We start from the raw sequence: 15,059 nt of genomic DNA, 5'->3' as shown, positions 1-15,059 counted from the left end.
ATGACAAGCAAACCACAAAGCGAGTTCGTCACACGCAATGCTCCGCCCAGCGCCGATACCGCGACTGCGCTGACGCAGGGCGAGCCGTCCCAGGTCAATTTGCAGATTCACCTGCGTAAAATCCCGCTACTTGCCGAGCTCAACGATGACGAAATGGCGCGCGTCAAGGCCGACATCCGCATCCGCCAGTACGCAAAGCGCGACGTGGTGCTGCAGAAGGGCGCGGCGGGCGACAGCCTGCTGTTCCTGCTGACCGGTTCATTGCAGGTCATCGACATTACCGAGGATGGCCGCGCCATCGGGCTGCGCATGCTGCAGCCGGGAGATTTCTTCGGTGAAATCGCCGTCATCAACGGCACGATGCGCTCGGCATCGGTGGAGGCCCTCACGCCGGTGCTGGTGGCGCTGCTGCCGCGCCAGACCGCGCTTTACCTGTTCGCGCACTCCCCGCCCGTGGCGAATCAGATGCTGCGCTTTCTCGCCGAAAAGGTGCAGCGTGATTCCGAGTTTCGGGCCTTGCTCAGTATCAACAATACGGCGCGCCGCATCTACTGCTTCATCAACTTGCTGAAGCAGACCAAGGACGGCGATGTCCAGGTGGTGGAAAACCTGCCGACCCACCAGGATATCGCCAACATGATCAATACCAGCCGGGAAACCGTGACCCGTACGCTGGTCGCCCTGGCGCAGCAAGGCATCGTGGAAAAAGGCACCCACCGGCTCATCATCGTCAAGCCGGACGCGCTGCAAAAGCTGGTCGAGGGCTAGCTCGCGCCCCAGCACGTCAAGGCGCCCGGGCAGCGAATACTCGTCTTCGAGAAAGTTGCTTATGCTATAATTCGCGCTTTTTTGCGCACCATGTCCCTGTACAACATCTTTGCTGGAATAGTGCCATGATCTCATCGGCCATGCTCAGCGGCGTCTGGCGCTACCGGGGCTTCATCAGCGGCAGCCTGAAACGCGAATTCCAGTCCAAATACCGTAATTCCCTGCTCGGCGCCACCTGGACGGTGCTTAATCCGCTCGCGATGATCGTGGTGTACACGGTGATTTTCGCGCAAGTGATGCACAGCCGCCTGCAGGGCGTCGATTCCACGTTCGCGTACAGTATCTACCTGTGCGCCGGCGTGCTGACCTGGGGCCTGTTCGCCGAGATCACCGGGCGCGCGCAAACGGTGTTCCTCGAAAATGCCAACCTGATCAAGAAATTGCAGTTTCCCCGCATTTGCCTGCCGATCATCGTGGTGCTCAATGCGCTGCTGAACTTCGCCATCATCTTCGGGCTGTTCACGATCTTCCTGGTCACGACGGACAACTTCCCCGGCTGGGTTTTCCTGGCGCTGGCGCCGGTGCTGCTGGTGCTGATCCTGTTCGCGATCGGCATTGGCATGGTGCTGGGCGTGCTGAACGTGTTCTTTCGCGACGTGGGCCAGTTCTTCACGATCCTGCTGCAGTTCTGGTTCTGGTTCACGCCGATCGTCTATTCGCCGAGCATCCTGCCCGAAGGCGTGCGCGACCTCGTTAAGTACAATCCGATGGCGCCGGTGATCATGGCCTGCCAGAGCATTCTCGTCCATGGCCGCATGCCGGACTGGGAAAGCCTGCTGCCGGTCACGGTGCTGGCTGTGGTGTTCTGCGTGCTGGGCATGCATCTGTTCCGCAAGCGTGCGGGTGAAATGGTGGACGAACTCTAATGGGCAGCATCCGCGTCAAACAACTGGGCAAGGCCTACAAGATCTACGACAAGCGCTGGCACCGGCTGGCCGAATGGGTCATGCCGTTCCGCGGCCCGCGCCATCGCAGCAAATGGGTGCTGCACGACATCAGCTTCCAGCTGGCGCCGGGCGAGGCGGTGGGGATCATCGGCATCAACGGCGCCGGCAAGAGCACGCTGCTCAAGCTGATCACGGGTACCGCGCAACCCACCACGGGCAGCGTGGCCATCGACGGCCGCGTGGCCGCGCTGCTGGAGCTGGGCATGGGCTTCCACCCCGATTTCACGGGTCGGCAGAACGTGTTCATGGCCGGCCAGCTGATCGGCCTCACGGTCGACGAGATCGCCGCGCTGATGCCGGAGATCGAGGCGTTCGCCGACATCGGCGACTACATCGACCAGCCGGTGCGCGTGTATTCGTCGGGCATGCAGATGCGCCTGGCGTTCTCGGTCGCCACCGCGCGCCGGCCGGATGTGCTGATCGTGGACGAAGCGCTGTCGGTGGGCGACGCCTACTTCCAGCACAAGAGCTTCGACCGCATCCGCGAGTTCCGCAAGCTGGGTACCACGCTGCTGATCGTCAGCCATGACCGCACCGCGATGCAGTCGATCTGCGACCGCGCGATCCTGCTCGACCGTGGCCGCCTGGCCAAGCAGGGCACGCCGGAAGAGGTGATGGATTACTACAATGCGCTGATCGCCGAGCGCGAAGGCAGCTCGGTGGAGCAGATCGTCACCGCCGAAGGCCGCACGCAGACCGTGTCCGGCAGCGGCGAGGCCACCGTGACCGAGATCGTCATGGAAAACGAGCACGGCGAAGCGGCCGAGATCCTGAACGTGGGCGCGGCCGTCACGCTGCGCGTCAAGGTGAAGGTGCATGCGGATCTGGAGCGCCTGGTGCTCGGCTACATGATCAAGGACCGGCTCGGCCAGCCGATCTACGGCACCAACACGCACTACATGCAACAGCCGATGGAAAACCTGAAGGCGGGCGAAACGCTGGAGTACCGGTTTCGCTTCCCGCTGAACCTGGGCGCTGGCAGCTATGCCGTGACCACCGCGCTGACCAGCAGCGAAACCCACCTGGCCAACAATTACGAATGGCGCGACCTGGCCCTGCTGTTCATCGTCACGAACATGAACCGGCGCGAGTTCGTCGGCAGCAGCTGGATCGAGCCGGCCGTGGAGATTACCCGATGAGGCAACCGCGATGAGCCAACCCTTTTATCGCGCGTTCGAAGACCGCTATCGCGGCTCGCGCGAAGTCATCAAGGAGCGCCTGCGCGCCTACCTGCCCTTCTTGCGCCCGCTGGCCGGCGCACAGGCGCCGGCGCTGGACCTGGGCTGCGGCCGCGGCGAATGGCTCGAACTGCTGGGCGAACATGGCTTCGCGGCGCGCGGCATCGATCTCGACGACGGCATGCTCGCCGCCTGCATCGAGCGCGGGCTGGATGTGCAGAACATGGATGCGCTGGCCGCGCTGCGCGCGCAGCCGGATGGCAGTCTGGCGCTGGTCTCGGCCTTCCACCTGGTCGAGCACATCCCGTTCGACCTGGTGCGCCAGCTGATCGCCGAGGCGCTGCGCGCACTGCAGCCGGGCGGCCTGCTGATCATGGAAACGCCGAACCCGGAAAACCTCGTGGTCGGCGCCTCCGATTTCTATACCGACCCATCGCACGAGCGCCCCATTCCGCCGAACCTGCTGGCCTTCGCCGCCGAGCATAGCGGCTTCGCGCGCCACAAGGTGGTTCGACTGCAGGAAGACCCGCAACTGCGCGAAGGCGGCCGCGTGGTGCTCACGGCCGTGCTGCAGGGTGCCAGCCCGGACTACAGCGTGGTGGCGCAGAAGGCCGCCGCGCCCGCGCTACTGGCGCTGTTCGATGCGGCGTTCGGCGCCGACTACGGTATCGACATGCAGCAACTGGCGCGGCGCTATGAAGAACAGCTCGATGGCGAACTGGCCGGCGTGCACCAGATCTTCGCGCACATCGAGCAGCGCATTTCGGAAGACCGCGCCAGCACCGCCGCCGAGGCCAAAGATTTGCGCGTGGCCCAGCAGGCCACCAGCCAGACGGCCGAGCATACGTCGCGGCTGGCGGCCGCACACGCGGAACGGCTGGTCGAACTGGGCAAACTGGCCGAACGGCAGCTGGCCGAACTGGATGCCGAGCGGCGGCGCCTGGCGGCGCTGGAACACGAGAGCGGCGTGATCCGGAACGAGCTGGCCGAACGCACCCACGAGCTGGCCGTGCAGATCGCGGCCCTGGCCGCACGCGATGTGGAACTGTCGGTGCAGGCCGCAGGCCTGGCCGCGCGCGACGTGGAATTGTCCGTACAGGCGGCGGCCCTGGCCGCGCGCACCGAGGAACTGGCCGCGCGCGACGAGGCACGGGCCACGCGGATGGAGGAACTGGCCTGGCGCATCGCCCACAACGAAGAGCGCACCAACGCCTACGCGAAGCAGATCACCGACCTGCTCGGCAGCACGTCATGGCGCATCACCGCGCCGCTGCGCAGCGTGATGACGCTGGTCTACCGGCTGCGCTCGGCGACCCGCGACGGCCGCGTCGGCAGCGGGCTGAAGTCGCGCACCAAACGTGTAGTGCGCGGCAGTGCCGCCGCCGTGCTGCGGCGCCCGCGCCTGAAAGGCTGGGCACGCGCGGCGCTCCGGCACATTCCGGCACTGGAATCGCGCCTGTACACGCTCATGCTCGACAACAGCGGCGCCGCCACGCGGCTGGTGCTGGAAGAAGAACCGGGGGAGCTGTCTCCCCGCGCGGCACGCATTTACCGGCAATTGAAACAGGAACAAGCAAGGATGTCCGATGCGAATAGTCATTGATCTGCAGGGAGCGCAATCGGAAAGCCGGTTCCGCGGCATCGGCCGTTATTCGCTGGCGCTGGCGCTGGGCGTGGCCCGCAACGCCGGCGAACACGAGGTGTGGCTGGTGCTCAACGCGGCGCTGGGCGGCGCGATCGAGGACATCCGCCAGGCCTTCGCCGGCCTGGTGCCGCCGGAACGTATCTGCCTGTTCGACATCGCCGGTCCCACCGCCGAGCTGCACGCCGCCAACGGCGCGCGCGCGCGCGCCGGCGAGCTGCTGCGCGAATATGCGATCGCGCAATTGCGGCCCGACGCGGTGCTGGTCACCAGCCTGTTCGAAGGCTACGTGGACGACAGCGTGGTCTCGGTGGGCACCTTCACGGACGGCGCCGACACCGCCGTGGTGCTGTACGACCTGATTCCCTTCCTGAACCCGGATGCCTACCTGCGCCAGCCGGAGCAGCGCAGCTATTACGAACGCAAGATCGCATCGCTGCGCAAGGCGGGCCTGCTGCTGGCCATTTCCGACTACTCGCGCCAGGAGGCGATCGACGCGCTGGGCCTGGCGCCGGAGCACGTGGTGGCGATTTCCACGGCGGTGGACGACACCTTCAACGCCGCCGCGCCGGACCCGGCCAGCCTGCACGCTCTGCGCGACCGTTGCGGCATCACCCGCGCGGCGCTGATGTATGCGCCGGGCGGCTTCGATGCGCGCAAGAATGTCGATGGGCTGATCACGGCCTATGGCCTGCTGCCGGGTCCGATGCGGGGCGCCCACCAGCTGGTGATCGCGGGCCGCATCAACGACGGCGAACGCCAGCGCCTGGAAGACGTGGCCCGCCGTTCCGGCCTGGCCGCGGACGAGCTGGTCCTGACCGGCTACCTCACCGATGCCGACCTGATCGACCTCTACCGCAGCGCGGCGCTGTTCGTGTTTCCGTCGCTACACGAAGGTTTCGGCCTGCCGGCGCTGGAGGCGATGGCATGCGGCGCGCTGGTGATCGGTGCCGACAACACCAGCATTCCCGAGGTGATCGGCAACCCGGAAGCGCTGTTCGATGCGCGTCATCCTGCATCGATCGCAGCCACCATCGAGCACGTGCTGGGCGACGAAGCACTGCAGGCGCGCCTGCGCGTGCATGGCCGTGCCCAGGCCCGCAAGTTCAGCTGGGACAACAGCGCGCGCAAGGCCATCGCCGCGCTGGAGGTGCATGCCGCCACGCGTGACAGGGCCGCGCAAGCGGCGGCGGCGCAAGCTGCTCCGGCGCCGGCCGAACGGCCCCGCATCGCCTTCCTGTCGCCACTGCCGCCGGAACGCACCGGCATCGCCGACCACTCGGCACGCGTGCTTCCCACGCTGCTGCCGTACTTCGACGTGGAGCTGATCGTGCACCAGTTGCGGCTGGACCTGCCGGCCGAACTGGCGCACCTGCCGCAGCACCCGGTCGCCTGGCTCGACGAGCACCCGGAGCGCTACCAGCACATCGTCTACCAGTTCGGCAACAGCCCCTACCACAGCCACATGGTGCCGCTGCTGCGGCGTCACCCGGGCGTGGTGGTGCTGCACGACTTCTACCTGTCGAGCATGCTGTCGTACGAGCAGATCACCGGTGCCATGCCGGGCGTGTGGACGCAGAGCATGCTGCACTCGCACGGCTATGCCGCGGTGCAGGCCAGCGCCGTGCCGGATGGCCTGGAACTGGCCCGCCAGCTATACCCCAGCAACCTGGAGATCCTGCAGGATGCCACGCACGTGATCGTGCACTCCGACTATGCGCGCAACCTGGCCGGCGAGTGGTACGGCCCGCGCGCCGGCGAAGACTGGAGCCTGGGCCACCTGCCGCGCGCCGTGCCGGCCGTGAACGACCGCGCCGCCGCGCGTCGCGCGCTGGGCATCCCGGAGGATGCCTTCGTGGTGTGCAACTTCGGCTTCATCGCACCCACCAAGCTTTGCCTCGAACTGCTGCAGGCCTGGCTGGCGTCGCGGCTGCATGCCGATACGACCTGCCACCTGGTGTTCGTGGGCGCCAACCATGGCGGCGACTATGGCCGCGAAATGACGAACATCATCGGCGCCGCCGGCACCGACCGCATCCGCATCACCGGCTGGACCTCGGACGACGATTACCTGAACTATCTCCAGGCGGCCGACGTGGGCGTGCAGCTGCGCACCGGTTCGCGTGGGGAGACTTCGAGCACCGTGCCCGACTGCATGATCTACGGCATGCCGGTGATCCTGAATGCCAACGGCGCGATGGCCGAGTTCGGCCCGGATGCCACATGGATGCTGCCGGACGTATTCAGCCAGGAGGCATTGGTGGAATCGCTTGACACGCTGCGCGCCGACGCCGCGCGCCGCCGCGCACTGGGCACGGCCGGGTTCGACCTGATGCGGCGGCGCAACAGCCCGGAAGAAGTGGGCCGCATGTACAGGGAGGCACTGGCCTACGATGCAACGAAGCGCAGGCACGGCCGGGACGCGCTGTTGCGCGCCCTGCTGTCCACGCCGGGCCTGGAAGCGGACGACGCGATGCTGCAGCGCCTGGCGCGCTGCGTGGGGCACGCGCCCGATCCGCTGCAGCCGCGCCAGATCCTGCTGGACGTAACGAATATCGCGCAGCACGACCTGAAAACCGGCATCGAGCGCGTGGTGCGCAACCAGCTGCTGGAACTGCTGCAGCTGCGTGCCACCGGCTGGCGCGTGGAACCGGTGTACCTGGGCAGCGCCGACGGCCAGCCGCAATACCGCTACGCGCGCAATTACGCGGCACGCCTGCTCGGCATCGACAACCTGCTGCAGGGCGCCGACCCGGTGGTGGACGTGCAGGCCGGCGACGTGTATTACTGCCCCGACCATTCGCCGCACGCGGCGATACAGGCCGCCGGCAGCGGCCTGTATGCGGCGTGGCGCGCGCGCGGCGTCTCGATCAATTTCGTGATCTACGACCTGCTGCCGGTGCTGCGCCCGGAATTCTTCCCGTCCCATGCGGATCTCACGCATGGCGCCTTCCTCGACTGCGTGGGCGCCGAGGCCGACCGGCTGATCTGCATCTCGCGCGCGGTGCAGGACGACCTGGCCACCTGGCTGGACGGCCGCGACATCCGCCGCCGCCCGGGCCAGCAACTGACGGCGCTGCACCTGGGCGCCGACCTGGAAACGGATGCGCCGGCCGCGCAGGCGGCCGCCCCTGTCGCGCAAGCGCCGGTGGTGCAGCAGATCGCGGCGCGGCCAAGCTTCCTGATGGTGGGCACGATCGAACCGCGCAAGGGCCACCTGCAGGCGATCGAGGCATTCGAACGGCTGTGGGCCGCCGGCGTGGATGTCAACCTCGTCATCGTCGGCCGCGAAGGCTGGAAGCCGCTGCCGCAGGGCGAACGGCGCACCATCCCGCAGATCGTGCAGAAACTGCGCGAGCATCCGGAACTGGGCAAGCGCCTGTTCTGGCTGGAAGGCATCGACGACGCCACGCTGCAGCAGGTGTACCTGGCCAGCGCCTGCCTGCTGTCGCCCAGCGAGGGCGAAGGCTTCGGCCTGCCGCTGATCGAAGGCGCGCAATACGGCGTGCCGCTGCTGGTGCGCGACCTGCCCGTGTTCCGCGAGGTGGCCGGCGATGCCGCGCATTACTTCAGGGGCATGGATGGCGATGCGCTGGCTGGCGCCGTGCGCGACTGGCTGGCCCTGCACGCCGCAGGGAGCCACCCGCTGCCGAAAGGCATGCGCTGGATGACATGGGCAGAAAACGCCCGTGCATTGCTGGACATCCTGACATCATCCCCGGGGACCGCACGGTGCCCGGAACGAGAAGAGCATGCAATTGGCCGGCCTTAACCTGAGGGAACGGATCGCCCGCCAGCGCGCGCTGCTGACCTTCGGGGTCATCGGCGTCATCAACACGTTCGTGCATTCGGGCGTGGTGGTGGCCCTGGTGGAGCATGGCCTGGCCCGGCCGGTGCTGGCCAACATGGCCGGCTTTGCGCTCGCCAATACCATCTCGTTCTTCGCGAACGGCCGGCTGACGTTCCGCCAGCCGCCCACCTGGGCCAGCTACCGCAAGTTCCTCGGCGTTTCGATGTTGAGCCTGGTGTTGACGATCAGCCTGTCCGCGCTGGGCGAGGCGATGCACTGGCATTACCTGGTGGGCCTGGGGCTGGTGCTGCTGTGCGGCCCCGTGCTCACCTTTCTGCTGCACAAGACGTTCACGTTTCGCGGCAACGCGGGCTGAGCTGCCGGCGCGGCGGGGTCACGCCGCGCACGCCATCATCGCACCGTCGGAGGAATCGCCAGGTAAGCGAAGCGCTTCTGCTCGACACGGCCCTTGGTGACCGTATCGAGCACCATGCCGCATGTCAGCAGCAGGCCGGACAGCAGCCCCAGGCCGACGCACAGCAGCGCCGTCGGCAGGCGCGGCACCAGGCCGGTATGCATGTAGGTATTGACGAGGGGGATGGCCAGCCCCAGCGCGATGAGGGCGGTGACGAGCGCGCCCAGCGCGAAGAAATACAGCGGCCGTTCGTTCTTGTACAGGCGGATGATCATCCACAGGATGCGGATGCCGTCCTTGTAGGTACTGAGCTTGCTGACCGAACCCTCCGGCCGTGACTTGTACACGGTGTCCACTTCCGCCACCGGCATGCGCAATTCCAGCGCGTGCACGGTCAGCTCGGTTTCGGTTTCAAAGCCGGCTGCATGGGCGGCGAACGACTTGACGTAGCGGCGGGAAAACACGCGGTAGCCGGACAGCATGTCGGAGAACGTGTTGCCGAACACGGTGGCCACGCAGCCCGTCAGCAGGCGGTTGCCGAAGCGGTGGCCGAAGCGATAGGCTTCCTGCTCTTCGGCCACACGCTTGCCCACTACCATGTCCAGGCCATCGTCGAGCAGCTTGTCGATCAGCTGCTGGGCAACGCTGGCGTCATAGGTGTCGTCGCCGTCGACCATCACATAAACATCGGCCTCGACATCGGCGAACATGCGGCGGATGACATTACCCTTGCCCTGCAGGGGCACGGCGCGGACGACTGCACCCGCTTCGCGCGCGATGCGGATCGTGTCATCCGTGGAGTTGTTGTCGAATACATAAACCACTGCCTGGGGCAGGAATTTATTAAAGTCGCGCACGATGGCGGCGACCGTCAAGGCTTCGTTATAGCAGGGTACCAGGACCGCCACGCGCGGGAAAACAGACTCGTTCACGGATTCGAAGGGCAGGCATCGCGGCACAGCCAGAAAGTTAAAAACCGCGCAATTATACCCGCTGAATTTCCGTTTCTGGCACTACAAGCCTTCGGCCGCTCATTCTTTCCGCAAGCCGCCCAGCAAGGCTGCCAGCTTCGGCTTGGGCTTCGACGACGACGACGACGATGGCGAAGCGGGTGCCGCGTTGGCGTTGCCGCCGCGGGTGGGCTCGTAGGGCTTCAGGAACCACGGATCGACCTTGTCGCGGCGCGGGCCGGACGGGCGGGGGCCACGGTCGTAGGTCGCGCTGCGATCGGGACGGCCGCTGCCGGAACCACCGTTGCCGCCGCTGCTGCTGCCACTGCCGCCGCCATTGGGGCCGGCATAGGGGCCGCCCGTGCTACGTTCGCCTTCGGCGCGGCGCGGGGTGCGGCGTTCGCCGTGGCGTTCCTCGGCGCTGCGGGCCGACGGACTGAAGCCAACCAGTTCGGCGCGCTTGATGGTCTGCTTGATCAGCTTTTCGATGTCCACCAGCAGGCGCTCGTCCTTGTCGGAGAAAATCGAGATCGCATCGCCGGAGGCGCCGGCGCGGCCCGTGCGGCCGATCCGGTGCACGTAGTCTTCGGCGTTGTACGGCAGGTCGTAGTTGATCACGCACGGCAGGTCGGTGATGTCGAGGCCGCGGGCCGCCACGTCGGTGGCCACCAGCACATCCACTTCGCCGCGCTTGAACGCTTCCAGCGCCGCCATCCGTTCCTGCTGCGTCTTGTCGCCGTGGATCGCGGAAGCCTTCATGCCTTCCTGTTCCAGGCCGCGCGCCAGGCGCGAGGCGCCGATCTTGGTGTTCGAGAACACGATCACCTGTTTCAGCTCGCGGCTACGCAGGATGTGGGCCACGGCATCGCGCTTGTTTTCTTCGCTGACCTTGTAGACCACCTGCGTGACCTTGTCGGCCGTGGCATTGCTGCGCGCCACTTCGATGGTGACGGGATCGTTCAGGAACGTGGCCGCCAGTTTCTTGATCTCGGGCGAGAACGTGGCCGAGAACATCAGGTTCTGGCGCTGCTTCGGCAGCATGTTGATGATGCGCTGCAGGTCCGGCAGGAAGCCCATGTCGAGCATGCGGTCGGCTTCGTCCATCACCAGCATCTGCACCTGCGACAGCGAAATGTTCTTCTGTTCCACGTGGTCCAGCAGGCGGCCCGGCGTGGCGATCACGATCTCGACGCCACCGCGCATGATCGCGGCCTGCGGCTTGATGTCTACGCCACCGTACACCACGGTCGAGCGCAGCGGCGTGTGCTTGCAGTAATTCGCCACGTTTTCCGCCACCTGCACCGCCAGCTCGCGGGTCGGCGCCAGGATCAGCGCGCGCACCGGGTGGCGCGCGGGGCTCATGCTCGCGCTCGCGTGCGCCAGCAGCAGCTGGATGATCGGCAGCGAAAAGCCGGCGGTCTTGCCGGTACCGGTCTGGGCCGCGCCCATCACGTCGCGCCCCTGCAACACCACTGGGATCGCCTGCGCCTGGATCGGCGTCGGGTGCACATATCCCTGGTCCGTCAGCGCGCGCAGGATGTCGGGAGAAAGGCCGAAGTCGGAGAAACGCACCTGGGCGGGAGCCTCGGGCTGGGCGGTTGTTTCGATGTCAGACATAAATGATTGGTCGTGCGACCATGCTTTCCGAGAAAAAAACTGCAGCTGTGACCGGGACTGCCAACCCCGCGATACTGAAACGGCCAACCTCGCCGAGGTCGGAGACCGCCCATGCTGAGGCTGAAGGCCAACCACGAATCATACCTGTTTCAGGCGGGACACGCACAAAATGGCGTGCAGCACGATCTTTTATTGCATAAAAGGAATGCGTTTGATTCTATAATCAGCCCATGCGAGCTCAAATATTCGACCTGGCGCGTCCCGTGCGGACGGGGCTGGCAAAATTCGTGGCGGCATCGGTGGCGGCATGCCTGCTGCTGGCCGCCGTTACCCCGGCCCGGGGCCAGGCCGGAGCCGGGGCCAGGGTCGCGGGTGAAGCCAAACCGCCGCCGACCCTGCGCTTCAAGAAGCTGGGGCCGCTCGGCAACGACGAGCCGTCGATGCTCTCGCTGCTGCAGGATCGCCAGGGCTTCATGTGGATCGGCACCCATGTCAACGGCCTGTACCGCTACAACGGCTACCAGGCGGTGCGCTACCGGAACCGCAGCAACGATCCGAAAAGCCTGCCGCACGACCGTGTTTCCACGCTATACGAAGACCGGCAGGGCCGCATCTGGGCCGGCACGCAGAACGGCCTGGCGCGGTACGACGCCGCCACCAACGATTTCACCGTTTTCAGGGCGCCGCAGGGCCCCCGGGGTACAGGCCCGCTCAACCGGGGCATCATCAAGGCCATCATTTCGGACGGCAAGGATGGCATGTGGCTCGCCAGCTGGGGCGGCCTGCAGCACTTCGATCCCGCCACCGGCAAGTTCACGGTGCACAGCCACGATCCGGCACGGCCGGGCAGCCTGGCCAGCAACGACGTCAACGCCATCACGCTCGATGCCAGGGGCGGCCTGTGGGCCGCCACCTGGCCGGGCGGGCTGGATTACCTGCCGCCGGGCGCCACCGAGTTCGTCCACCACGGGGTGGACCCTGCCGGCCAGACCGATCCCCGCACCAACATCGTGCGCGCGCTGCAGTTCGACGCCCATGGCGCGCTGTGGATCGGCACCGAAAGCGGCGTGCTGCGCTGGGACGGCAAGGGCGACTGGAACACGCGCCGGCAGGTGCCGACCCCGAACAGCCGCGTGACGAACTTCTATATCGACCGCAGCGGCACGCTGTGGGCGACCACGCTTTCCGCCGGCCTGCTGCGCTGGAATGCGCAGGCCGGCAGTTTCACGCAATACCGGCACGCGCCGAACGATCCCTATTCGCTGCCGGGCGACAGCACGCGCGCGATGCTGCAGGACCGCAGCGGCATGCTGTGGATCGCCACGTTCACCGACGGCATCAGCCTCGTCAACCTGAACAGCAGCGGCTTTACCCGCTACGTGCCGCAGCACTTCGACACCAGCGGCATCGGCCCGAATGCCGCAAGCAATGTCGCCGCGAGCAATGCCGTGCTGGCGGTGGCGAAAGCGCCGGACGGCAAGCTCTGGCTGGGCGGCAACGTGGGCATCAGCCTGTTCGATCCGGCCGCCAACAGCGTGGTGCGCCGCTACACTTCCGATCCCCGCCAGCCCGGCTCGCTGTCGCAAAACATTGTCTACAGCCTGTATCAGGGTGCCGAAGGACCGCTGTGGGCCGGCACGTCGAACGGCCTGAACCGGCTGGACAGCCCGGCCGGCCCGTTCAAGGTGGTTCACTTCGGCAATCCCGCCAGCGATTACATCAATGCGATCGCGCCGGGCCGCGGCGGCATCCTCTGGCTCGCCACCGGCAACAGCCTGATCCGCTACGAACCGGCCACCGGCAACCACCGCCTCTTCCAGAACGACCCGGCCGACCCGGACAGTCGCGCCGTCAACGGCACGTCGTCCGTGCTGGAAGACCGCAACGGCCGCGTGTGGATGGGCTCGGAATGGAACGGCGGCGGCCTCGACCTGCTCGATCCGAAGACCGGCAAATTCCGCCATTTCACGCACCGGCCCGATGCCGCCGACAGCCTGGCCGACGACAACGTCTCGTCCGTGCACGAGGATTCGCTGGGCCGCATCTGGATCGGCACCGCGAAAGGCCTGCAGCAGGTGGTGCAGGCGGGCGACGCGATCACGTTCCGCTCGTACACGGCGGCGACCGGGGGCGCGAAGGTCCTGTCGATCCGTAGCGACCTGGACGACCAGCTGTGGGTCAGCACGATCGTCGGTCTGTTCCGCGTCGATCCGGCCACCGCGAAGGCCACGCTGTACACGGCGGCGGACGGCATGACGGACGGCTTCACCGTCAACTCGTCGACGCCGGGGCCGGACGGCATCCTGTACTTCGGCGGCGTGCACGGCCTCACGGCCGTCGCGCCGCGCGAGGTGCGCAGCCAGTCGGTGCCCCCGCAGCTGGCGATCACCGACATCAAGGTCTACAACCGCTCGCTGGCCGAACCGGGGCCGCATGCCGGCGTGGCGCTCGACGGCACCGTGACGGCGCCGCGCGCGCTGACGCTGGCCTCGAGCGCCTCGGCGTTCTCGATCGAGTTCGCGGCCCTGCACTACACAGAGCCGGCGCTGAACCGCTACGCCTACCGGCTGGAAGGCTTCGACCGCGACTGGGTGGAAACGGATGCGGTCCATCGCGCCGCCACGTATACCAACCTGGACCCGGGCCGCTACGTGTTCCGCGTAAAGGCCTCGAACCACCGCGGCCAGTGGAGCGCCGAGCCGGTGACGCTGACGGTGACGATCACGCCGCCGTTCTGGGAAGCGTGGTGGTTCCGCCTGCTGGCCGCCGCGCTGGCATTGGCGCTGCTGTGGACCGCCTACAACTGGCGCGTGCGGCGGCTCAAGGGCGCCAACCGCTCGCTGGAAGACCTGGTGCGCGCGCGCACCGCCGCGCTGGAGGAATCGCACCTGAAACTGGCGTCGCTGTCGACCACGGACGGCCTGACGGGCCTGACCAACCGCCGCGCCTTCGACGCCAGGCTGGATGCCGAGTGGCGCCGCGCCGCACGTACCGGCCAGGTGCTGGCGCTGGCGATGGTGGACCTGGACTGGTTCAGGCAGTACAACGACCGGCACGGCCACGCGGCCGGCGACGCCGGCCTGCGCGCCGTGGCCGAGGTGCTGATGCGGCACGGCCGGCGCACGACCGACTTCGTGGCCCGCTACGGCGGCGAGGAATTCGCGGTGCTGTGGGCCGCCGGCGACGCCGCCACCGCGCTGAAGGAGGCGCAGGCGATCTGCGCCGAGGTGGCGGCGCTGGACCTGCCGCACGGCGAATCGCCGCTCGGCAAGCTCACCGTCAGCATCGGGGTCGCCGCGCTGCGGCCGACCTCCGAGGCGCCGTCCGAACTGCTACGGCGCGCGGACGAGGCGCTGCTGCGCGCCAAGGTACGGGGCAAGAACGGGGCGGTGCTGGGGCATGATGACCGCTCCGCCGCCTGATCGCGCCGCCGATCCACGCCCCGAACCGCCCGTTCCGCCGGCGCCGGACGACTGCTGTCACAGCGGCTGCGCCGTCTGCGTGTTCGACCTGTACAACGATGCCCTGGAGCGCTACGAAACGCTGCTGGCGGCGTGGCTGGCGCGCCACCCGGACAGCAGCTGAACGGAGCGGCCGCGGCGCCGGCTGTTCGCCGCTCTCGTCGTCGATACTGTCCAGACAACGGACTGCAGAAGGTTCAGGCCGTTCCAACAAGCCGCGGCGACAGCGCC

At 67.2% G+C, this 15,059-nt stretch carries 10 protein-coding genes; 8 read left to right on the top strand and 2 right to left on the bottom strand.

Annotation, left to right across the window (positions count from 1 at the left end; all coding sequences use genetic code 11):
* From GJV26_RS18545 to GJV26_RS18520, 6 genes are all read left to right on the top strand, one after another.
* Complete coding sequence (locus GJV26_RS18545) at window positions 1-768, top strand: Crp/Fnr family transcriptional regulator (protein ID WP_155710133.1); 768 nt, start codon at window positions 1-3, stop codon at window positions 766-768.
* Window positions 769-893: 125 nt separating this feature from the next.
* Window positions 894-1,694 (top strand): ABC transporter permease, encoded by an 801-nt coding sequence (locus GJV26_RS18540; RefSeq protein WP_155710132.1) that lies wholly within the window; start codon window positions 894-896, stop codon window positions 1,692-1,694.
* Entirely contained in the window at window positions 1,694-2,914 is a 1,221-nt protein-coding gene (locus GJV26_RS18535; RefSeq protein WP_155710131.1) for an ABC transporter ATP-binding protein, read from the top strand. The genes GJV26_RS18540 and GJV26_RS18535 overlap by 1 nt, the downstream gene beginning before the upstream one ends.
* Window positions 2,915-2,924: 10 nt before the next feature.
* On the top strand, window positions 2,925-4,556 hold the full coding sequence (locus tag GJV26_RS18530; protein WP_155710130.1) for a class I SAM-dependent methyltransferase: 1,632 nt from the start codon (window positions 2,925-2,927) through the stop codon (window positions 4,554-4,556).
* Complete coding sequence (locus GJV26_RS30565) at window positions 4,540-8,367, top strand: glycosyltransferase (protein WP_155710129.1); 3,828 nt, start codon at window positions 4,540-4,542, stop codon at window positions 8,365-8,367. Before GJV26_RS18530 ends, GJV26_RS30565 begins: the two co-directional genes overlap by 17 nt.
* Entirely contained in the window at window positions 8,348-8,761 is a 414-nt protein-coding gene (locus tag GJV26_RS18520) for a GtrA family protein (protein WP_155710128.1), read from the top strand. Before GJV26_RS30565 ends, GJV26_RS18520 begins: the two co-directional genes overlap by 20 nt.
* A 35-nt stretch (window positions 8,762-8,796) precedes the next feature.
* Here the strand turns inward: GJV26_RS18520 and GJV26_RS18515 are convergent, their stop codons facing one another.
* On the bottom strand, window positions 8,797-9,732 hold the full coding sequence (locus GJV26_RS18515) for a glycosyltransferase family 2 protein (RefSeq protein ID WP_189442101.1): 936 nt from the start codon (window positions 9,730-9,732) through the stop codon (window positions 8,797-8,799).
* A gap of 99 nt (window positions 9,733-9,831) precedes the next feature.
* A complete protein-coding gene (locus GJV26_RS18510) occupies window positions 9,832-11,367 on the bottom strand; it encodes a DEAD/DEAH box helicase (RefSeq protein WP_155710127.1) in 1,536 nt (511 codons plus the stop codon).
* A 230-nt stretch (window positions 11,368-11,597) separates the two neighbouring features.
* On the opposite strand from GJV26_RS18510, the gene GJV26_RS18505 reads away from it, so the two are divergent.
* Window positions 11,598-14,789: a ligand-binding sensor domain-containing diguanylate cyclase gene (locus tag GJV26_RS18505; RefSeq protein ID WP_155710126.1), complete on the top strand. Its 3,192-nt coding sequence runs from the start codon at window positions 11,598-11,600 to the stop codon at window positions 14,787-14,789.
* Window positions 14,767-14,952 (top strand): oxidoreductase-like domain-containing protein, encoded by a 186-nt coding sequence (locus GJV26_RS18500; protein ID WP_371866503.1) that lies wholly within the window; start codon window positions 14,767-14,769, stop codon window positions 14,950-14,952. The genes GJV26_RS18505 and GJV26_RS18500 overlap by 23 nt, the downstream gene beginning before the upstream one ends.
* Window positions 14,953-15,059 lie beyond the last annotated feature (107 nt).

The organism is Pseudoduganella dura (genome assembly GCF_009727155.1).
GTDB lineage: Bacteria > Pseudomonadota > Gammaproteobacteria > Burkholderiales > Burkholderiaceae_D > Rugamonas > Rugamonas dura.
The sequence above is the reverse complement of the archived record's forward strand: the minus strand, read 5'-3'. Positions and strand labels throughout refer to the sequence as shown.

What these genes read in the sequence shown, in the direction of transcription:
- GJV26_RS18505 (WP_155710126.1), top strand. Translation starts at nt 11,598, where the DNA reads ATGCGAGCTCAAATATTCGACCTGGCGCGTCCCGTGCGGACGGGGCTG.
- GJV26_RS30565 (WP_155710129.1), top strand. Translation starts at nt 4,540, where the DNA reads ATGCGAATAGTCATTGATCTGCAGGGAGCGCAATCGGAAAGCCGGTTC.
- GJV26_RS18535 (WP_155710131.1), top strand. Translation starts at nt 1,694, where the DNA reads ATGGGCAGCATCCGCGTCAAACAACTGGGCAAGGCCTACAAGATCTAC.
- GJV26_RS18540 (WP_155710132.1), top strand. Translation starts at nt 894, where the DNA reads ATGATCTCATCGGCCATGCTCAGCGGCGTCTGGCGCTACCGGGGCTTC.
- GJV26_RS18530 (WP_155710130.1), top strand. Translation starts at nt 2,925, where the DNA reads ATGAGCCAACCCTTTTATCGCGCGTTCGAAGACCGCTATCGCGGCTCG.
- GJV26_RS18500 (WP_371866503.1), top strand. Translation starts at nt 14,767, where the DNA reads ATGATGACCGCTCCGCCGCCTGATCGCGCCGCCGATCCACGCCCCGAA.
- GJV26_RS18510 (WP_155710127.1), bottom strand. Translation starts at nt 11,367, where the DNA reads ATGTCTGACATCGAAACAACCGCCCAGCCCGAGGCTCCCGCCCAGGTG.
- GJV26_RS18545 (WP_155710133.1), top strand. Translation starts at nt 1, where the DNA reads ATGACAAGCAAACCACAAAGCGAGTTCGTCACACGCAATGCTCCGCCC.
- GJV26_RS18520 (WP_155710128.1), top strand. Translation starts at nt 8,348, where the DNA reads ATGCAATTGGCCGGCCTTAACCTGAGGGAACGGATCGCCCGCCAGCGC.